Source organism: Nocardioides sp. (genome assembly GCF_031422975.1).
Taxonomy (GTDB): Bacteria; Actinomycetota; Actinomycetes; order Propionibacteriales; family Nocardioidaceae; genus Nocardioides.
Map to the genome: position 1 here is coordinate 1 of NZ_JANPEO010000265.1, position 15,663 is coordinate 15,663.

Sequence of the window (15,663 nt, forward strand, 5' to 3'; positions counted from 1 at the left end):
AGCACTTGAACTGGGTGGCTCCGTCGGGGACCTCCTCGGCCGAGAACGTGAGGTAGTGCGGGCAGGTCTCGGACGTGACGGCCACACCGTCGCGGCGGGCGGCTGCGAGCAGGGGCAGCGCGTCGGCACTCGACACGTGCAGGATGTGCACCCGGCAGCCGGTCCCGCGCGCCAGCTCGATCACCTGCGCGACCGCCAGGTTCTCGGCGTCGCGGGGCCTGCTCCTGAGAAAGCCGGCGTAGGCCCGCCCGTGCGCGGCGGGAGCGCGCTCGATGGCGTGGGCGTCCTCGGCGTGCACGATCAGCAGCCCGCCGAAGGATCTCAGCTCGACCATCGCCCGCTCGAGCTGGTCGCGATCGAGGGGTGGGAACTCCTCGACGCCGGAGTGGAGCAGGAAGCACTTGAAGCCGAGCACCCCCGCGTCGTGCAGCGGCCGCAGGTCTGCGAGGTTGCCGGGGACGGCGCCGCCCCAGAAGCCGATGTCGACGAAGGCCTGGCCGTCGGCGGTCCTGCGCTTGAGCTCCAGGGCCGCCACGTCGCACGTGGGCGGGATGCTGTTGAGCGGCATGTCGACGATGGTCGTGACCCCGCCGGCGGCCGCCGCCCTGGTGGCCGACGCGAAGCCCTCCCACTCGGTACGGCCCGGGTCGTTCACATGCACGTGCGCGTCCACCACACCTGGCATCAGCACCTCGTCAGCGGCGAGCTCCACGAGCTCGGCGCCCGTCAGGTCGGACTCGAGGGGCTCGATCGCGACGATCCTGCCGCCCTTGACCCCGACGAGGCGGCCGACCTCACCCGTCGGGCTCACCACCCGGCTGGCGCGGATGACCAGGTCCAGCTCCGTCATCAGACCTGCCCGGCGTCCGGTGCGATGGCCGACCTTCGGGCGAGGCGCGCGAGCGCCTCGATCTCGACGCCGATGAGCTGGTCGATCTCGGCTGCCTCCACCGCGCCGCACTCCAGCCCACGCAGCACGAACCCGGCGAGGGCCGCAGCGGTCGCCGGCTCGTCGAGGTAGCCGGACTGACCGCCGTGCACGTAGGCCCGGAGCCGTGCCGACGCCGCGAGCAGGCCCTCACGGTAGAAGGCGTACGTCGCGACATACCGGCTCGGCAGCTGGGCGGGATGCAGGTCCCAGCCCTGGTAGATGCCGCGGGCGAGCGAGCGGCCCACCAGCCGGAGGTGCAGCTGCCAGGCGGCGCGCACTGCGTCGCGGTCCCCCACCGGCAACCGGTTGGTCGAGCCGTCCGAGACGAAGACGCCGGTGCCGGCCGCCGCGACCTGCATGACGTCCTTGGCGTGGTCGGCGACGGGGTGCTCCATGCTCTGGTACGCAGCAGCGACCCCCAGCGAGGCGGAGTAGTCGTAGGTCCCGTAGTGCAGGCCGGTCACGCGCCGTCCCCCGGCATGGATCATCCGGGCCACGAGTGCTGAGCCGTCGGCGCCGAGGATCGCCTGCGGGGTCTCGACCTGGATCTCGAAGCGCAGCGACCCAGCGGTGATGCGGTGCGCGACCTCAAGCGCCTCCAGGACGGTCACCATCGCGGCGACCTGGTCGACCGAGGTCACCTTGGGCAGGGTGATCACGAAGCCCTTCGTCAGGGCGTCGGCGCCGGCCAGCTCACCCAGGAACAGGTCGAGCGTGCGCAGCGCGCGGCGACGCGTCGGCGCCTCGAACGACTTGATCCGGATCCCGTGGTACGGCGCCGCGGTGCCGGCCGTCACGCTCCCCGCGAGAGCACGGGCCGCCGCGATCGCGTCGGCGTCCTCCTGCTCGTCGGGCCGGTCGCCGTAGCCGTCCTCGAAGTCGATGCGCAGGTCCTCGATCGGCTCGCGCGCCAGCTTGGCCACGACCCGCTCATGGACCTCGACGGCCAGGTGGGGCTGCCCGGCGAGCGCCTCGGTCAGCTCCGTGATGGACAACCCGTGCTCGGCGAGCACCGCCCTGGCCTCCGCCCCCCACCGGGCGAGGGTGCCCGCGTCGTAACGGTCGCCGGGGACATAGACGGTGTGCACCGGCTGGCGGGTCCCACGATCACCCGGATAGCCGGCGAGCAGCGCGGCGTCGGCCGCGGCGAGCCGCCGGTCGAGGTCGTCGGCCAGCGCGTCCAGCATCATTGCCTTCTCCTTCGAGCTCTCGATGACGGGACCCACTCCCTGACTCAACCTCACGTGCGGATCACCCGGCTAGTGTGAAAGGTACTCAGCCGGGAAGGTCCTCGGCCGTCCTCTCACAGGAGCACACACCATGTTCGCAATCATCGGCTTCCTCTTCTTCGGGCTGGTCATCGGAGCCCTGGCCCGCCTGATCAAGCCCGGCAGGCAGAACCTCAGCATCCTCGCCACCCTCGGCCTCGGTGTGGTGGGTTCCGTCATCGGCGGCCTCCTCGCCAGTCTGATCGGCACCGGCAAGATCACCGAACTCGACTTCCTCGGCACCGTGTTCGCCGTCGTCGCTGCAGTCCTCCTCGTCGGCACGGCGGAGGCACTCACCGGCAAGTCGAAGACGCCCGAACTCCGCTAGACGACGCGGGGATCGCTCGGCATAGCATGTCGGCGATCCCCATGTCCGCACCCTCATCCGACCCCCGCGACCGCAAGCTGCTGCTCGTCGTCGACGCGCCGTCGCTGCTGCACCGCAACCACCATGCGCGGGCGCACACCCGGATCATGGATCGGGCGGGCCGCCCCGTCTGGGCGTTGCACGGCATGCTGCGGCAGATCCTCGAGTCCATCGAGGGGTTCGCGCCGGACGCGGTCATCTTCGGACTGGATGACCGCACAGCCTCGGTGCGTCGCGAGTTCTATCCCGACTACAAGGCCGGGCGCGCCGACAAGGACCCCGAGCTCGTCGACCAGTTGGAGCGTGCGGGCGCCCTCCTCGATGCGCTCGGCCTGGCCACGCTCACTCCGCCGGGCCTCGAGGCCGACGACGTCAACGCAACCGGCGCCACGTGGGCGCGCAGCAACGACTGGAACTGCGTCATCATCACGTCCGACCGCGACGCCTTCGCCCACATCAGTGACCACACCCAGGTCCTTCGGCTGATCGACGGCGGCATCAACGGCTCGCCACTGCTCAACCCCACGCGGCTGCACGCGATGTACGGCGTTGCGGCGGAGAACTACCTGGAGTACGCCGCCCTCCGCGGGGACGCGAGTGACAACCTGCCCGGCGTCTCGGGCATCGGCGAGAAGACCGCCGCCATCCTGCTCGACGTGGCCGGGTCGATGGCGTCCGTGTGGGCCGACATCGATCACGACGAGGGTCGGTCGCTGGTCGAGGCGCTCGACGGCTGGGCCGCCGAGACCGGTGCCCGCCGCCTCGGTGCGACCGTGCTGCGTCGGCTCACCGCACCCGGCGCTCGCGAGCGCTTCGACTTCAACGTGCGCATGATGTCCGGTCGCGACGACCTCGACCTCGGTCTCACGCCGGACACGCCCGGCACACCGGGACTCCTGCCGCTCGACATCGACCGCGTGAGCCGGGTGGTCGGGTTCCTCGACGTCGAGGCGACGACCGCGCTCGCGGTCCGTGTGCTCACCGGCGATCCCGCGTCCCGCTCCGCTCGCTGAGGATCCCGGTCACGTGCCGTGATGACTGCGTACGGCCCTCGCGACCAGCTCGCGCGCCGGACCGGCCGGCGGTTGGGCACCGTCGCGCCAGACCGCGTTAAGCCGGCGGGTCAGGTCCAGTCCGGTCACGGTGACCGCCACCAGTCGCCCGGTGGCCAGGTCGTCGCGGACGGCGTGCGCCCCGATCACGGCCGGGCCGGCACCGGCGGCCACTGCCGCGCGCACTGCCGCCGTACTCGACAGCTCCAGCGCTGGTGCCGCCACCGGCAGGCCGGCCAGTGCGCGCTCGAGCACGGTGCGGGTGCCGGAGCCGGCCTCGCGCACCACCAGCGGCGTCGCCGCGAGAGTGCTGGCGGCGACCCGCCTGCGTGAGCGCTGCGCCCACTCGTGCTCGCGCGCGACCACGACCACCAACTCGTCGCGCCCGACCAGGCGGTGGTGCAGGCCCGCGGGCGAGTCGGGTCCCTCCACGAAGCCGAGGTCGACCTCCCCGGCGGTGACGAGTTCGACGACGCGCTGGCTGTTGGTCGCCGTCATCGTGAAGTCGGTGGGCTCGTGTCCGGCCAGCACCTGATCGGCGCGTACGGCGACCAGCCAGCCCGGGAGGAGGTGCTCGGCGATCGTCAGGCTGGCCGCGATCCGCAGGTGACCGCGCCGGTCCGAGCGCAGCGCCGCGATCCCCGCGTCCAGCTGGGCCGCTGCTTCCAGCACGCGCCCGGCCCACTGCACGACGAGATCCCCGGTCGGGGTGAGCGCCGAGCCCCGCCGGGTCCGGACCAGCAGCGGCGCCCCGATCAACGACTCCATGGTGCGGATCCGCGATGAAGCCGCCTGCTGCGTGATCCCCTGGGCGTCGGCCGCGGCACTGAGGCTCCCGGCCCGGGCGACCTCCACCAGCAGCTCGAGGGCGCGCAGCTCCGGCACATGGGATCCCAACACAGACACAAGCCTACGTTGTGACATCACAACCACAACTTCGTTCTGTGGCACGGCTCGCGTCGTCAGACTCATCAGCATGAGTCTTCGTGTAGCCATTGTCGGTGGCGGACCGGCCGGCATCTTCGCCGCCGACCTCCTCACCAGGTCCGAGGTCGACGTCTCGGTCGACATCCTCGAACGCCTTCCCGCGCCTTTCGGCCTGGTCCGCTACGGCGTGGCGCCCGACCACCCGCGGATCAAGGAGATCATCAAGGCACTCCAGCGAGTACTCGTGCACCCCGACGTCCGCCTGCTCGGCAACGTCGACCTCGGTGACGACATCAAGCTGGAGGAGCTCCGCGAGTTCTACGACGCGGTGGTCGTGGCCACCGGCGCCAGGTCCGACCGCACCCTCGACATCCCCGGCGAGGACCTGCCCGGGTCGTACGGCGCCGCCGAGTTCGTCTCCTGGTACGACGCGCACCCCGACGCGCCGCGGGCGTGGCCGCTCGAGGCCGAGCACGTCGCCGTACTGGGCGCCGGCAACGTCGCCCTCGACGTCGCGCGCGTGCTCGCCAAGACCGCTGACGAGATGCTCACCACGGACATCCCCGCCCACGTCCACCAGGGCCTGAGGGCCAAGAGGGCGACCGATGTGCACGTCTTCGCGCGGCGCGGTCCGGCCTACGCGAAGTTCTCCCCGCTCGAGCTCCGCGAGCTGGCGCACTCGCCCAACGTCGACGTGATCGTGCACCCCGAGGGCTTCGAGGTCGATGACGCGAGCATGGAGCACATCGGGCGCAACAAGCAGGCCAAGATGGTGCTCGACACCCTCGCCAACTGGGTCGGCCGCGAGCCGACCGGCAAGCCGCACCGGATCCACCTGCACTTCCTCGAGCAGCCGGTGGCGATCGACGGCGAGCGCGCCGTCGAGACGCTGCGCACCGAGCGGACCCGGCTCGTCGGGGACGGGTCGGTCGAGGGCACCGGCCTGGTGACCAACTGGGACGTCCAGGCTGTCTATCGCGCCGTCGGCTACCGGAGCTCGTCGGTCGTCGGGCTGCCGTTCGACGACCGCGCCGCCGTGGTCCCCAACGACGGCGGGCGGGTCCTGGACCTCGACGGCACACGGATCCCCGGCACCTTCGTCACCGGCTGGATCAAGCGCGGTCCGATCGGCCTGATCGGCCACACCAAGAGCGACGCCGCCGAGACGATCACCCACCTGGTCGCCGAGACCACGCCGACCGCGACCTCACGGGCCCCTGAAGACGTCGACGCGTTCCTCGTCGAACGAGGCGTCGACGTGGCCGACCTGGACCACTGGCTGCGCCTCGACCAGCACGAGATCGACCTCGGGGATGCTGCCGGCCGGACCCGGGTGAAGGTTGCCGGCCGCGAGGACATGCTCGCCGCCGGTCGCGCCGTCGTGGGCACGGCCATCGGGGCGTAGCGACGCACCAGCACGGCGTACGCCTCGCGATCACCCGCGCACGCCCTGCCGACCAGGGCGGCATCGTCATCGGCGTCGATCGCTACTCCGTCCGGTAGCGGCCAGCACCTCGTCTAGACCGCCGGGGGCCGAGGCGTTCCGTCAGGCGTCGGTCCTCTCCTCGTCCGCGCGCGGCATCGGCACCTGCACCTCCGGCACCTGCACCTCCGGCACCTGGCGCGCCTGGCCGGTCGAGACCGCCTCGAAGAATCGCAGCATCTCAACCGGGTAGGGCAGCACGAGGGTGGAGTTATTCTCGGCCGCCACCTCGACCATGGTCTGGAGCAGCCTCAGCTGCAGGGCGCCGGGGGTGTCGGCCATGGCGGCCGCGGCCTCGGCCAGCCGGACGGAGGCCTGCCGCTCGCCGTCCGCCGTGATGACCCTCGACCGACGCTCGCGCTCGGCCTCGGCCTGGCGCGACATCGACCGCTTCATGCTGTCCGGCAGCGCCACGTCCTTGATCTCCACGCGGTCTATCTCGATGCCCCACGCGGCCGCCGGACTGTCCAGCATCACCTCGAGGCCCTGGTTGATCGGCTCCCGGTTGGCCAGCAGGTCGTCCAACTCGCTCTTGCCGATGATGGAGCGGAGCGAGGTCTGCGCCACCAGCGCCATCGCGAACAGGTAGTCCTGCACCTCCACCACGGCCCGCACCGGGTCGATCACCTTGAAGTAGACGACCGCGTCGACCCGCACGGTGACGTTGTCTCTGGTGATGCCGTCCTGTGCAGGAACCGGCATCGTGACGACCTGGACGTTCACCCGTCTCAGGTGGTCGACCACCGGCACGATCGACGTCAGGCCCGGTCGTCGCAGCTCGGGCTGCACCCGGCCGAGTCGGAACACGACGCCACGCTCGATCTGCTTGACCACCCGCAGGCTGGCCGCTCCCGCCAGCGCGGCCAGGACGACCAGCAATCCCACGACATACAACGCCACATCCATGACGGCCTCCGGAGAGATGGGCTACGTCAACCCTTTGCCTTCGAGAGTACGCCGCGGCGCCCGCTCGCCCCAGTCAGCCGTCAGGCGTCAACGAGTCCGACGTCGCGACCGTCGGCGGTGGCCGGGTCGGCCTCGTTGATCGCCTCGACGGCCTCGGTGAGCCCGGGCTCGCGGCCGGGGGGACGACGATCGAGGTGCACGCCGGCGATCATGCAGCGCACGGAGCCACCAGCGAGCTCGATGGTGGGGATCTCCACGGCGACGATCTCGCAGGACTCCTCGATGACAGCGATCTGGTCAGGCCGCAGGCTCCGGTGTGCCCGGGCGGACATCGCCATGATGTAGCGGCGCTTGCCCTCCGGCGTACGACCACACAGCTCGACGGCGTTGCCGGCGAACTCGCGGACCTGCTGCTCGGTGAGCTCGACGACCTTGCGGCCGTTGACGGAGAGGCGTTCGCGGACCTGCTCGCGCCGGGCCTCGTCAGGGATCATCTCCAGCGCGATCATCGCGACGTCGGTGCCGACACAGGCGATGACGTTGGTGTGGTAGACCGGCACGCCGCCCGAGTCGAAGGCGTCGAACGCCATCGGCTCGTAGGTGAAGTCGGTGCAGAACCGCTCCAGGACAGCGATGTCAGCCCGGTAGCTGCGCGCGGTGTAGGCCACCCGCGAAACGTGGTCGAGCACCATCGCCCCGGTGCCCTCGAGGAAGATCCCGTCCGGCTCGAGCCCGGAGTAGTCGATGATCGACTGGACGCGATAGTCCGACTTGAGCATCTCGAGGACGTCGGCACGCCGCTCGTGGCGACGGTTGGAGGCATACATCGGGTAGACCGCGACATACCCGCCCGCGTGGGTGGAGAGCCAGTTGTTGGGGAAGACGCTGTCGGGGCGGGTGTGATCGGTGTCGTCGAACACGTGGACCCGGACCCCCGCGTCGCGCAGGGCGTCGGCCAGCGCATCCATCTCCGCCAAGGCGTGGGCCGAGGTGGCGACCTCCGACTGCCCGGGCGGGGCGTCGGCCTGGAAGGCGTTGTCGGCGGCGGTCGCGGGGTTGGGGGTGAACCGTTCGGCACGGATCAAGATGACAGCAGAAGGGGCCTGAGCACTCACGCAGCGGAATCTAGACCATCGTGCGCCGTGATGTGATGTCCCCGTGCAGCGTCTGCGACCCCTAGCCGTCACCGGCGCTGTCGCTGGGGTGTCGATCGGCCTGCTGATCCTGGCGGTGGCGTACGGCTGGCTCGGGCCGGACGTCGGTCGCGGGGCCGGCTTCTGCGAGGCGCCACGGACCGGCGCGGTGAAGCAGCCGGCCAACAGCTGGTCCAATCTCGGCTTCGTGATCGCCGGCCTGGCCATCGCGTGGCAGGCGGGCTCGTCGGGCGGTTCGCGCATGCCGGTCGGACTTCAGAGCGTCTATGCGTCGGTCGTCGTGACCCTCGGTCCGGCCTCGGCCGCTATGCACGCCACCCAGAGCGCGCTGGGCGGGCACCTCGATCTGCTCAGCATGTATCTCATCGCCGGGTTCGCCGCGTCGTACGCCTGGGTGCGCTGGGCGCGTCGTGGGCCGGTCGCGTTCGGGGCGGCCTACGCCTCCAGCGTCCTTGCCTGCGAGCTGGCGGGCCTGTGGACCCGGCCGGTGCCGGTGGTGCACTACGCCGGCAACGTGGCCTTCGCGGTGCTGCTCGTCACCGCGGTGGTGATCGAGACGCGGCTGTGGCACCGCGGCGAGGCGCGACGGACGATCGGGTTCGGGTTCGCGGCGCTCGGCTCGATGCTCGTCGCCTTCGCCATCTGGATCATGTCGCAACACGGCTGGTGCTCACCCACGTCGTGGGTGCAGGGCCACGCGGTGTGGCACCTCCTGTGCGCCCTGGCGGCCTACTTCCTCTACCGGCTCTACGTCTCGGAGCGACCTCGCGACGAGTCGTGATGGGATCGCGCACATGACGCACATGAGGCACGTGACCGCTGTCCTCGGCGACATCACCACGCAGGAGGTCGACGCCATCGTCAACGCCGCCAACAACCGCATGCGCGGCGGCGGCGGGGTCGACGGCGCGATCCACCGCGCCGGTGGGCGCGCGATCCTCGACGACTGCGTCGCCCGCTTCCCCGACGGACTCGCCACCGGTGAGGCCGGCTGGACGACCGGCGGACTGCTGTCAGCCCGGTGGGTGATCCATACGGTCGGACCGCGCCATCCGGGCGACCGCTCCCTGCTGGTGTCGTGCTACCAGCAGTGTCTTGCGGTGGCGGACTCGCTGGGTGCCTCGACCGTGGCCTTTCCCCTGATCAGCGCGGGAGTCTACGGATGGCCGCTCGACGACGCCGCGCTCGCCGCGGCCACGACGTTGCGCACGACGCCCTCGAGCGTCACCGAGGCCCGCATCGTGGCGTTCGACCGAGCGGCGCTCGAGGTCGTCGAGGCCGCGCTCGCCGCCTCGCCCTGACGGGATCCGCGCTCGGCGGGACACCAGTCATTTCACGACTTGATAACTTCTTCAATCGGTGTAAGATCGGAGGAGAAGTTCACCGCCGAGATGACAGGACGAGAGACCAGTGGCCGCAGTTCCCCTGTCGGAGGCGAAGGCCGAGTTGTTCAAGACCCTGGGTCACCCGACCCGCATCAGGGTCCTGGAGCTGCTCCAGGACGGGGCGCGACCGGTGCACGAGCTCCTCGCGGAGATCGGGATCGAGGCGTCGAACCTGTCGCAGCAGCTCGGGGTGCTGCGGCGCGCGGGCCTGGTCCGCTCCTCGCGTGACGGGGCCACCGTGCTCTACACGTTGGCGACCCCCGACGTCGCCGACCTGCTGCTCCATGCTCGCGGGATCCTGGCATCCTTGTGGGCCGAGCAGGAGGGGCTGCTCGTCAGCCTGCGCGCAGCCTCCGAGTCCCGGTGAGCCACGCGCCCACCCAGCACCTCGATGACGCGGCGCGGCGGCTGCGCAGCCTGCTCCCGACCAGGGACGACCTCGTCTCGGTGCGTCGCGACCAGAGGCAGAACCTCGTGGCCGGACTCACCGTCGCCATCGTGGCACTCCCCCTGGCCCTGGCCTTCGGCGCCGCCTCCGGCCTGGGCGCCCAGGCGGGCCTTGTCACCGCGGTCGTCGCCGGCATCGTCGCCGCGGTCTTCGGCGGCTCCAACATCCAGGTGTCAGGCCCCACCGGGGCGATGACGGTCGTCCTCGTGCCCGTCGTGCACCAGCACGGAGTCACGGGGGTCCTCATGGTGGGGATGCTGGCGGGCGTGGTCCTGGTCGCCATGGCCGTGGCCCGTCTCGGCCGCTTCGTGCGCTACCTGCCGGTCTCGGTGATCGAGGGCTTCACCGCCGGCATCGCCGTCGTCATCGCCCTGCAGCAGGTGCCGTCCGCCCTGGGTGTCACCGACGCCTCGGGTGACAAGGTCTGGGCCATCGCCGCGGACGCAGTGCAGCGCTTCACCCTGCACCCGAGCGCGGCTCCTCTCATCATCTCCGTGACCGTGGCCACGCTCATGCTCGCCGGGGCACGGTGGCGCCCGCGGGTGCCGTTCTCCCTGATCGGCGTGGCGCTCGCCACCGCGGGGACCCACCTCTTCGACCTGCACGTGGCGACGCTCGGACATCTGCCCGCCAGTCTCCCTGCGCCGTCGCTGGGGTTCGTCGATCTGGGCGCCATCAGCGCGCTCACCACCGCTGCCCTGGCCATCGCGGCACTGGCCGCGTTGGAGAGCCTGCTGTGCGCGACGGTCGCCGACGCCATGACCGTGGACGAGCATCACGATCCCGATCGCGAGCTCTTCGGCCAGGGGCTCGCCAACATCGTCGTCCCCCTCTTCGGGGGTGTGCCCGCAACGGCAGCCATCGCGCGGACCGCGGTCAACGTGCGAGCAGGAGCGACCTCCCGCCTGGCCGCGGTGACCCACTCGCTGGTGCTCCTTGCGCTGGTCTTCGTCGCCGCCCCGCTCGTCTCGAGCATTCCGCTGGCCGCGCTGTCCGGAGTGCTCTTCGCCACCTGCGTGCGCATGGTGGAGACCGGGGCGCTGCGTGCGCTGCTGCGCTCGACCCGGTCCGACGCCGTCATCGTGTGCCTGACGTTCCTCGTCACGGTCTTCGTCGACCTCGTCTCCGCCGTCGGCGTGGGCGTCGGGGTCGCCGTGGTGCTTGCCCTGCGATCCGTGGCGCGCACCGCGCGCCTGGAGGAGGTCCCGATCGACACGGGCGACCACTCGGCGCAGGAGCATGCCCTCCTCAGCGAGCACATCGTGGTCTACCGCATCGACGGTCCCCTGTTCTTCGGCGCCGCCCATCGACTCCTCCTCGAGCTGCCGGACATCGTCGACGTCGACGTCGTCATCCTCCGGATGTCGCGGGTCACCACCCTTGACGCGACCGGCGCCAACGTCCTGGCCGATGCCATCACCCGGCTCGAGCGACGCGGCATCGTGGTCCTGCTCTCTGGCCTGGCGACCGAGCACGACGACGTGCTCCGCTCCCTCGGCACCGCCGCAGCGCTCCGCGACGCCGGTCGCATCCTCCCCGACACCCCGACCGCCATCGCCCTTGCCCGAAGCCTGCTCTCACTGCCCGGCCCGGCAGTGCCGGGACACCGCAGCGACGGGTCTCAGGCCGACGCCAGCCACTTGTCCGGGCCGAAGACCTCGTAGTGGATGTCGGCCTCCGGGACCTGCTGGTCGATGAGGCTGGTGTGGACCGACTCCATGAACGGCAGCGGCCCGCACAGGTAGATCTCGGCGTCGGTGGGGATCTCCACCGTCCCGAGGTCGACGCGTCCGGCGCGGAGGACGTCGCGGGTCGGGCGCACGCCCAGATCCTCGTACCACCGCTGCAGGGACGCCGTCGGCATCGCCGCCACGAGCTCCTTGAGCTGCTGACGGTGCGCGTGCCGCGCCGGTGACCGATCGGCGTGAAGGACCAGCACCTCGCGGTCCGAGTCGGTGCCTGCCAGGTAGTGGAGGATGCCGATGATCGGGGTGATGCCGATCCCCGCAGAGATCAGCACCAGCGGCCGGTGCGAGTCCTCGAGGACCAGCTCCCCGAAGGGGGCCGAAGCCCTGATCTCGTCGCCCTCGAACAGGTTCTGGTGCAAGAAGTTCGACACCTCGCCGGCCGGGACGATCGTCCCGTCCTCGCCGTGACCCGAGGGGACGGCCTTGACCGAGATCTCCCACTCACTGGGCTCGGCTGAGCGAGTGAGGCTGTACTGGCGGATCTGGCGGGCGCCGTCCGGCAACGTCACCTGGAGCGAGACGTACTGGCCCGGGCGCGCCGTTGGCAGTGCGCTGCCATCGGGCGAGCCGAGCACGAAGGACACGGTGTCCGGCGACTCCTGACGACGGCGCCTGAGCACGAGGGTGCGCCACACGTCACCGTCCGCCACGCCGGCGTCGGCGTAGAGGCGCTTCTCGATGGTGACCAGCGCGCCGGCCATGTGCCAGTAGACCTCGTCCCAGGCGCTGGCGACCTCCGGGGTGACCGCGTCACCCAGCACCTCGACGATGGCGGCAAAGAGGTGCTCGTGGACGATCGGGTACTGGTCCTCGGTGATGCCGAGAGACGCGTGCTTGTGGGCGATGCGAGCCAGCACCTCGACGGGGTCGCGCCCGTCCTCGGCCACCAGGAGCGTGGCGTACGCCGCGATGGCGCCGGCCAGCGCGCTCTGCTGGTCGCCTTGGGCCTGGTTGCCGCGATTGAACAGATCACGCAGGAGCTCCGGGTGCGCGGCGAACATGCGCTGGTAGAACACCGGGGTGATGTCGCCGATCGCGGCGCCGATCACGGGGAGCGTGGCCTTGACCACGGCGGCGGACTTGGTGGACAGCATGAAGTCTCCGAGCTGGGGGTGGGGGGGGTGGGTCATGACACTTCTCGGCGCAGGGAGGCCCTCGCCGCAACCCCACCCGACCACGTGCCCACCTCGAGGCGGAGGGTCGAAGGTCCCCCCGGTCCCCGATGAAGGTCACGTCTCGATCGTCGCGACCTGTCGGCGTCAGGTCCGCTTGGCCACGGTCAGCAGGACGGCCGAGTCCTCGACCGCCTCGAGGGCGTGGCGGGAGTCGGGGATGGTCATGAGGTCGCCCGGCGATCCGTTCCATCGGGTGTCACCCGCCACCAGGGTGACGCGGCCGTGGAGGACCTGAAGGGTCGCCTCACCCGGGTTGCCGTGCTCGTCCAGATTGGAGCCGGCACGCAGCGCGATCAGGGTCTGGCGCAGGACATGCTCGTGACCGCCGTAGATCGTGTGGGCACTACGCCCACTCGAGGCGGTCCGCGCCGTTTCCAGGTGGTGCCGGACCAGGGCTGTCAGTGACTCCTTCTGCATGTCTTCTCCTCTTGCCGGGATGGACTGTGGGGTCGCGTTCTCAGGCCGGGGACGACGCCGTTGCCGGCTGATCGAGCAGGAAGCTCGGCGACTCGGTGTGGGCCTCGTCGACGATCGCCCAGCCGGGAGCGCCTAGCGTCACGACGGAGACCGGGAAGATCCCGAGGTCCTCGCGCTCGACGTGGGCGTCGAGGTCGTCGAGCAGGTGAGTGACGCGTGCGGCGAAGTCCGGGGACTCCGGATCGAGTACGGCGACGGCGGCTGCGAGGACGCGGTGCTCGCCCTCCAGCCCGTCGATCTCGTCGAGGAACTCCCCCGAATCGCGCATCGCCCGGAAGATGCCGGCCTCCTCGCGCTGCACGTGCCGGTCGAGGTGGGCGACGAGCTCGGCGAGCAGCGCCATCGCCGCCGCAGGCTTCCCGGCGCCCAGCTCCTGCCGGACGAAGTGGGCCTGGCCCGTGAGGGCCATGTGCTCGTCCATCAGCTCGGCGATCGGTGGGACGCCGCGGCACCCGCAGTGCTCGCACATGTCAGCCGACCCGGTCCCAGCCACGGCGTGGCCGGTGGCTGCCGAGCTGGGTGTCGTCACGCTTGCGGTAGACGATGTAGGGGCGGGTGAGGTAGCCCACCGGCGCGCTGAAGACGTGCACCAGCCGTGTGAAGGGCCACAGGGCGAAGAGTCCGAAGGCGACCAGCGCGTGCAGCTGGAAGCCAAGCGGGGCGTCGGCCATCAGCGAGGCGTCGGGCTGGAACGCGAGGAACGAGCGGAACCAGACCGAGACGCCTTCGCGGTAGTTGTACTCGCCGCCGATCGTCAGGATCGACCCGGCAACGGTGTTCCACATGCCCAGCACGATCACCACGGCCAGGAACGCGTACATCACCTTGTCCATGACCGTCGTCGCGGAGAACACGGGACCGACGGTGCGGCGCCGGTAGATCAGGATCGCCATGCCCACTACCGTCATCACACCGGCCAGGAGACCGCCCCCGACAGCCACCACGTGATAGGTCAGCTCGCTGATGCCCACCGCGTCGGTCCAGGACTGCGGCACCAACAGGCCGATCACGTGACCGCCGACGACGCCGAGCATCCCGAAGTGGAACATCGGACTGCCGATGCGCAGCAGGCGGTTCTCGTAGAGCTGGGACGAGCGCGTGGTCCAGCCGAACTTGTCGTAGCGGTAGCGCCACAGGTGCCCCACGACGAACGTGGTCAGGCAGATGTAGGGGACGAGCACGAAGAGAAAGTCGTTCATGTGCGGACTCCCGGGAACGAAGGCATGGGCAGGAGGGTCTTCTCGGGTGCGGCGCCGGTGGCAGCACCCGGGCTGAACTGCGGGTTGGCGAAGGGCGCCAGCCCGACTTCCTCCTCGGGAGGACCCTCGGCTGCCAGACGGCGTACGGCGTCTCGCTCCTCACCGCGCAGTGGCGGCAGCGTGGCCGTGACCGCGTCGATCAGGCTCGCCCAGGGCGAGTGCATGTCCCGGAGGGAGAGGCGCAGCAGTTCCAGGCCGGCGCGGTGGTCGAGCATCAGGTCCCGGCCGAGGTCGCGGTCGATCGTGGCGGCGAACTCGAGCACGACGCACAGGTGGTCGGGCAGCTCGCTGTCGGCCAGCTCGAAGCCGGCGCGGAGGTAGGTCTGCTTGAAGCGCAGCAGCGCCATCCCCCGCTTGCGGGTGTCGCCATGGGCGAAGTAGGTGAGGAAGAGGTTGCAGCGCCGCCGGTTGTCGAACGTCTCCACGTAGTCGGCCTGCAGCTCCGGCAGCGGCGTCGACTCGAGGTGCTGCAGGAAGGCACGGATCGAGTCGCCGATCGCGGCCGGCAGTCGCAGCGAGGCCGACCTGACGAGCTCGGCGCGGGCCAGGACCTCCTCGTCGGGGTAGTCGAGGAGCAACGACACCGACTGCCACACGATGGTCAGCTGCTCGGGCGGCAGCGCCGGCTTCGCTCGACGCCCGCTGCTGTGCCTCAAGGTGTGCTCGCTTCGCTCGCTCACGAGTCCGGTCCCCTGTCCGGGAACAGCCCGGGCGGGGAACCCTTGCCGTCCCAGTTGAGCAGGTTCACCCGGCCCCCCTTGTTCTCCGGCACGTCGAGCGAGTCGGAGGTCTGCCGGTCCTGCAGCATCTGGAAGTTCTCGACCGCGATCGGGGTGGGTACGCCGGAGCCCTCGCCGAAGAGGTCCTGCTGGCCGCCGCCGTACTCCGAGACGGAGCACTCGGTGGACAGCTCCTCCAGGGAGTGCGCCTGCTCGGCGTGCGCCGGCGGGATCACGTAGCGGTCCTCGTACTTGGCGATCGCGAGGAGGCGGTACATGTCGTACATCTCCTCCTCGGTCATCCCGACCGCGGCCGGGATCGAGGCGTCCGGGTCGCGGCCCATGTTGATGTCGCGCATGTAGC

17 protein-coding genes and 1 pseudogene are annotated in these 15,663 nt (G+C 70.7%); 7 read left to right on the forward strand and 11 right to left on the reverse strand.

Annotated elements, in window-relative coordinates:
- Both allB and RMO85_RS07880 read right to left on the reverse strand, forming a co-directional pair.
- A partial coding sequence (allB, locus tag RMO85_RS07875; protein WP_310528180.1) for an allantoinase AllB occupies positions 1–850 on the reverse strand: 850 nt, incomplete at its 3' end.
- Complete coding sequence (locus RMO85_RS07880; protein WP_310528181.1) at positions 850–2,157, reverse strand: DUF6986 family protein; 1,308 nt, start codon at positions 2,155–2,157, stop codon at positions 850–852. The genes allB and RMO85_RS07880, both read right to left, overlap by 1 nt.
- A gap of 94 nt (positions 2,158–2,251) precedes the next feature.
- Here RMO85_RS07880 and RMO85_RS07885 point away from each other — a divergent pair, with 94 nt between their 5' ends.
- Both RMO85_RS07885 and RMO85_RS07890 read left to right on the forward strand, forming a co-directional pair.
- On the forward strand, positions 2,252–2,527 hold the full coding sequence (locus tag RMO85_RS07885; RefSeq protein ID WP_310528182.1) for a hypothetical protein: 276 nt from the start codon (positions 2,252–2,254) through the stop codon (positions 2,525–2,527).
- A gap of 41 nt (positions 2,528–2,568) precedes the next feature.
- Positions 2,569–3,579 (forward strand): 5'-3' exonuclease H3TH domain-containing protein, encoded by a 1,011-nt coding sequence (locus RMO85_RS07890; protein WP_310528183.1) that lies wholly within the window; start codon positions 2,569–2,571, stop codon positions 3,577–3,579.
- A gap of 9 nt (positions 3,580–3,588) precedes the next feature.
- Here the strand turns inward: RMO85_RS07890 and RMO85_RS07895 are convergent, their stop codons facing one another.
- Positions 3,589–4,518, reverse strand: a complete 930-nt coding sequence (locus RMO85_RS07895) for a LysR family transcriptional regulator (protein WP_310528184.1) — start codon at positions 4,516–4,518, stop codon at positions 3,589–3,591.
- Between the two features lie 76 nt (positions 4,519–4,594).
- Between RMO85_RS07895 and RMO85_RS07900 the strand changes: the two genes are divergently transcribed.
- Positions 4,595–5,950, forward strand: a complete 1,356-nt coding sequence (locus RMO85_RS07900; protein ID WP_310528185.1) for an FAD-dependent oxidoreductase — start codon at positions 4,595–4,597, stop codon at positions 5,948–5,950.
- A 141-nt stretch (positions 5,951–6,091) separates the two neighbouring features.
- On the opposite strand, the gene RMO85_RS07905 is transcribed toward RMO85_RS07900, so the two are convergent.
- Both RMO85_RS07905 and ctlX read right to left on the reverse strand, forming a co-directional pair.
- Entirely contained in the window at positions 6,092–6,934 is an 843-nt protein-coding gene (locus tag RMO85_RS07905) for a slipin family protein (protein ID WP_310528186.1), read from the reverse strand.
- 80 nt (positions 6,935–7,014) lie between these two features.
- On the reverse strand, positions 7,015–8,049 hold the full coding sequence (ctlX, locus tag RMO85_RS07910; RefSeq protein WP_310528187.1) for a citrulline utilization hydrolase CtlX: 1,035 nt from the start codon (positions 8,047–8,049) through the stop codon (positions 7,015–7,017).
- Positions 8,050–8,092: 43 nt separating this feature from the next.
- Between ctlX and RMO85_RS07915 the strand changes: the two genes are divergently transcribed.
- From RMO85_RS07915 to RMO85_RS07930, 4 genes are all read left to right on the forward strand, one after another.
- On the forward strand, positions 8,093–8,869 hold the full coding sequence (locus RMO85_RS07915; protein ID WP_310528188.1) for a ceramidase domain-containing protein: 777 nt from the start codon (positions 8,093–8,095) through the stop codon (positions 8,867–8,869).
- 22 nt (positions 8,870–8,891) lie between these two features.
- A complete protein-coding gene (locus RMO85_RS07920) occupies positions 8,892–9,389 on the forward strand; it encodes a macro domain-containing protein (protein ID WP_397203417.1) in 498 nt (165 codons plus the stop codon).
- A gap of 109 nt (positions 9,390–9,498) precedes the next feature.
- Positions 9,499–9,840 (forward strand): metalloregulator ArsR/SmtB family transcription factor, encoded by a 342-nt coding sequence (locus tag RMO85_RS07925; protein WP_310528190.1) that lies wholly within the window; start codon positions 9,499–9,501, stop codon positions 9,838–9,840.
- Positions 9,837–11,585 (forward strand): SulP family inorganic anion transporter, encoded by a 1,749-nt coding sequence (locus tag RMO85_RS07930; RefSeq protein ID WP_310528191.1) that lies wholly within the window; start codon positions 9,837–9,839, stop codon positions 11,583–11,585. Before RMO85_RS07925 ends, RMO85_RS07930 begins: the two co-directional genes overlap by 4 nt.
- On the opposite strand, the gene RMO85_RS07935 is transcribed toward RMO85_RS07930, so the two are convergent.
- From RMO85_RS07935 to narY, 6 genes and pseudogenes are all read right to left on the reverse strand, one after another.
- Positions 11,543–12,799, reverse strand: a complete 1,257-nt coding sequence (locus tag RMO85_RS07935; protein ID WP_310528192.1) for a globin domain-containing protein — start codon at positions 12,797–12,799, stop codon at positions 11,543–11,545. The genes RMO85_RS07930 and RMO85_RS07935 overlap by 43 nt on opposite strands.
- 129 nt (positions 12,800–12,928) lie before the next feature.
- Positions 12,929–13,261 (reverse strand): cupin domain-containing protein, encoded by a 333-nt coding sequence (locus tag RMO85_RS07940; protein ID WP_310528193.1) that lies wholly within the window; start codon positions 13,259–13,261, stop codon positions 12,929–12,931.
- Between the two features lie 40 nt (positions 13,262–13,301).
- The gene (locus RMO85_RS07945; protein WP_310528194.1) at positions 13,302–13,850 is read right to left on the reverse strand and encodes a hemerythrin domain-containing protein; all 549 of its coding nucleotides are present in this window, start codon (positions 13,848–13,850) and stop codon (positions 13,302–13,304) included.
- Positions 13,792–14,520, reverse strand: coding sequence for a respiratory nitrate reductase subunit gamma (gene narI, locus RMO85_RS07950; RefSeq protein WP_310528195.1), 729 nt, complete (start codon positions 14,518–14,520; stop codon positions 13,792–13,794). The genes RMO85_RS07945 and narI overlap by 59 nt, the downstream gene beginning before the upstream one ends.
- Positions 14,517–15,260, reverse strand: a complete 744-nt coding sequence (gene narJ, locus RMO85_RS07955) for a nitrate reductase molybdenum cofactor assembly chaperone (protein WP_310528196.1) — start codon at positions 15,258–15,260, stop codon at positions 14,517–14,519. Before narJ ends, narI begins: the two co-directional genes overlap by 4 nt.
- Positions 15,257–15,663, reverse strand: a pseudogene (gene narY, locus RMO85_RS07960) (nitrate reductase subunit beta); the annotation flags it as partial. The gene narJ and the pseudogene narY, both read right to left, overlap by 4 nt.

Coding starts and splice junctions, on each gene's coding strand:
- RMO85_RS07935 (WP_310528192.1), bottom strand. CDS start 12,799: ATGACCCACCCCCCCCACCCCCAGCTCGGAGACTTCATGCTGTCCACC.
- RMO85_RS07885 (WP_310528182.1), top strand. CDS start 2,252: ATGTTCGCAATCATCGGCTTCCTCTTCTTCGGGCTGGTCATCGGAGCC.
- RMO85_RS07920 (WP_397203417.1), top strand. CDS start 8,892: ATGAGGCACGTGACCGCTGTCCTCGGCGACATCACCACGCAGGAGGTC.
- RMO85_RS07890 (WP_310528183.1), top strand. CDS start 2,569: ATGTCCGCACCCTCATCCGACCCCCGCGACCGCAAGCTGCTGCTCGTC.
- narI (WP_310528195.1), bottom strand. CDS start 14,520: ATGAACGACTTTCTCTTCGTGCTCGTCCCCTACATCTGCCTGACCACG.
- RMO85_RS07900 (WP_310528185.1), top strand. CDS start 4,595: ATGAGTCTTCGTGTAGCCATTGTCGGTGGCGGACCGGCCGGCATCTTC.
- RMO85_RS07905 (WP_310528186.1), bottom strand. CDS start 6,934: ATGGATGTGGCGTTGTATGTCGTGGGATTGCTGGTCGTCCTGGCCGCG.
- RMO85_RS07940 (WP_310528193.1), bottom strand. CDS start 13,261: ATGCAGAAGGAGTCACTGACAGCCCTGGTCCGGCACCACCTGGAAACG.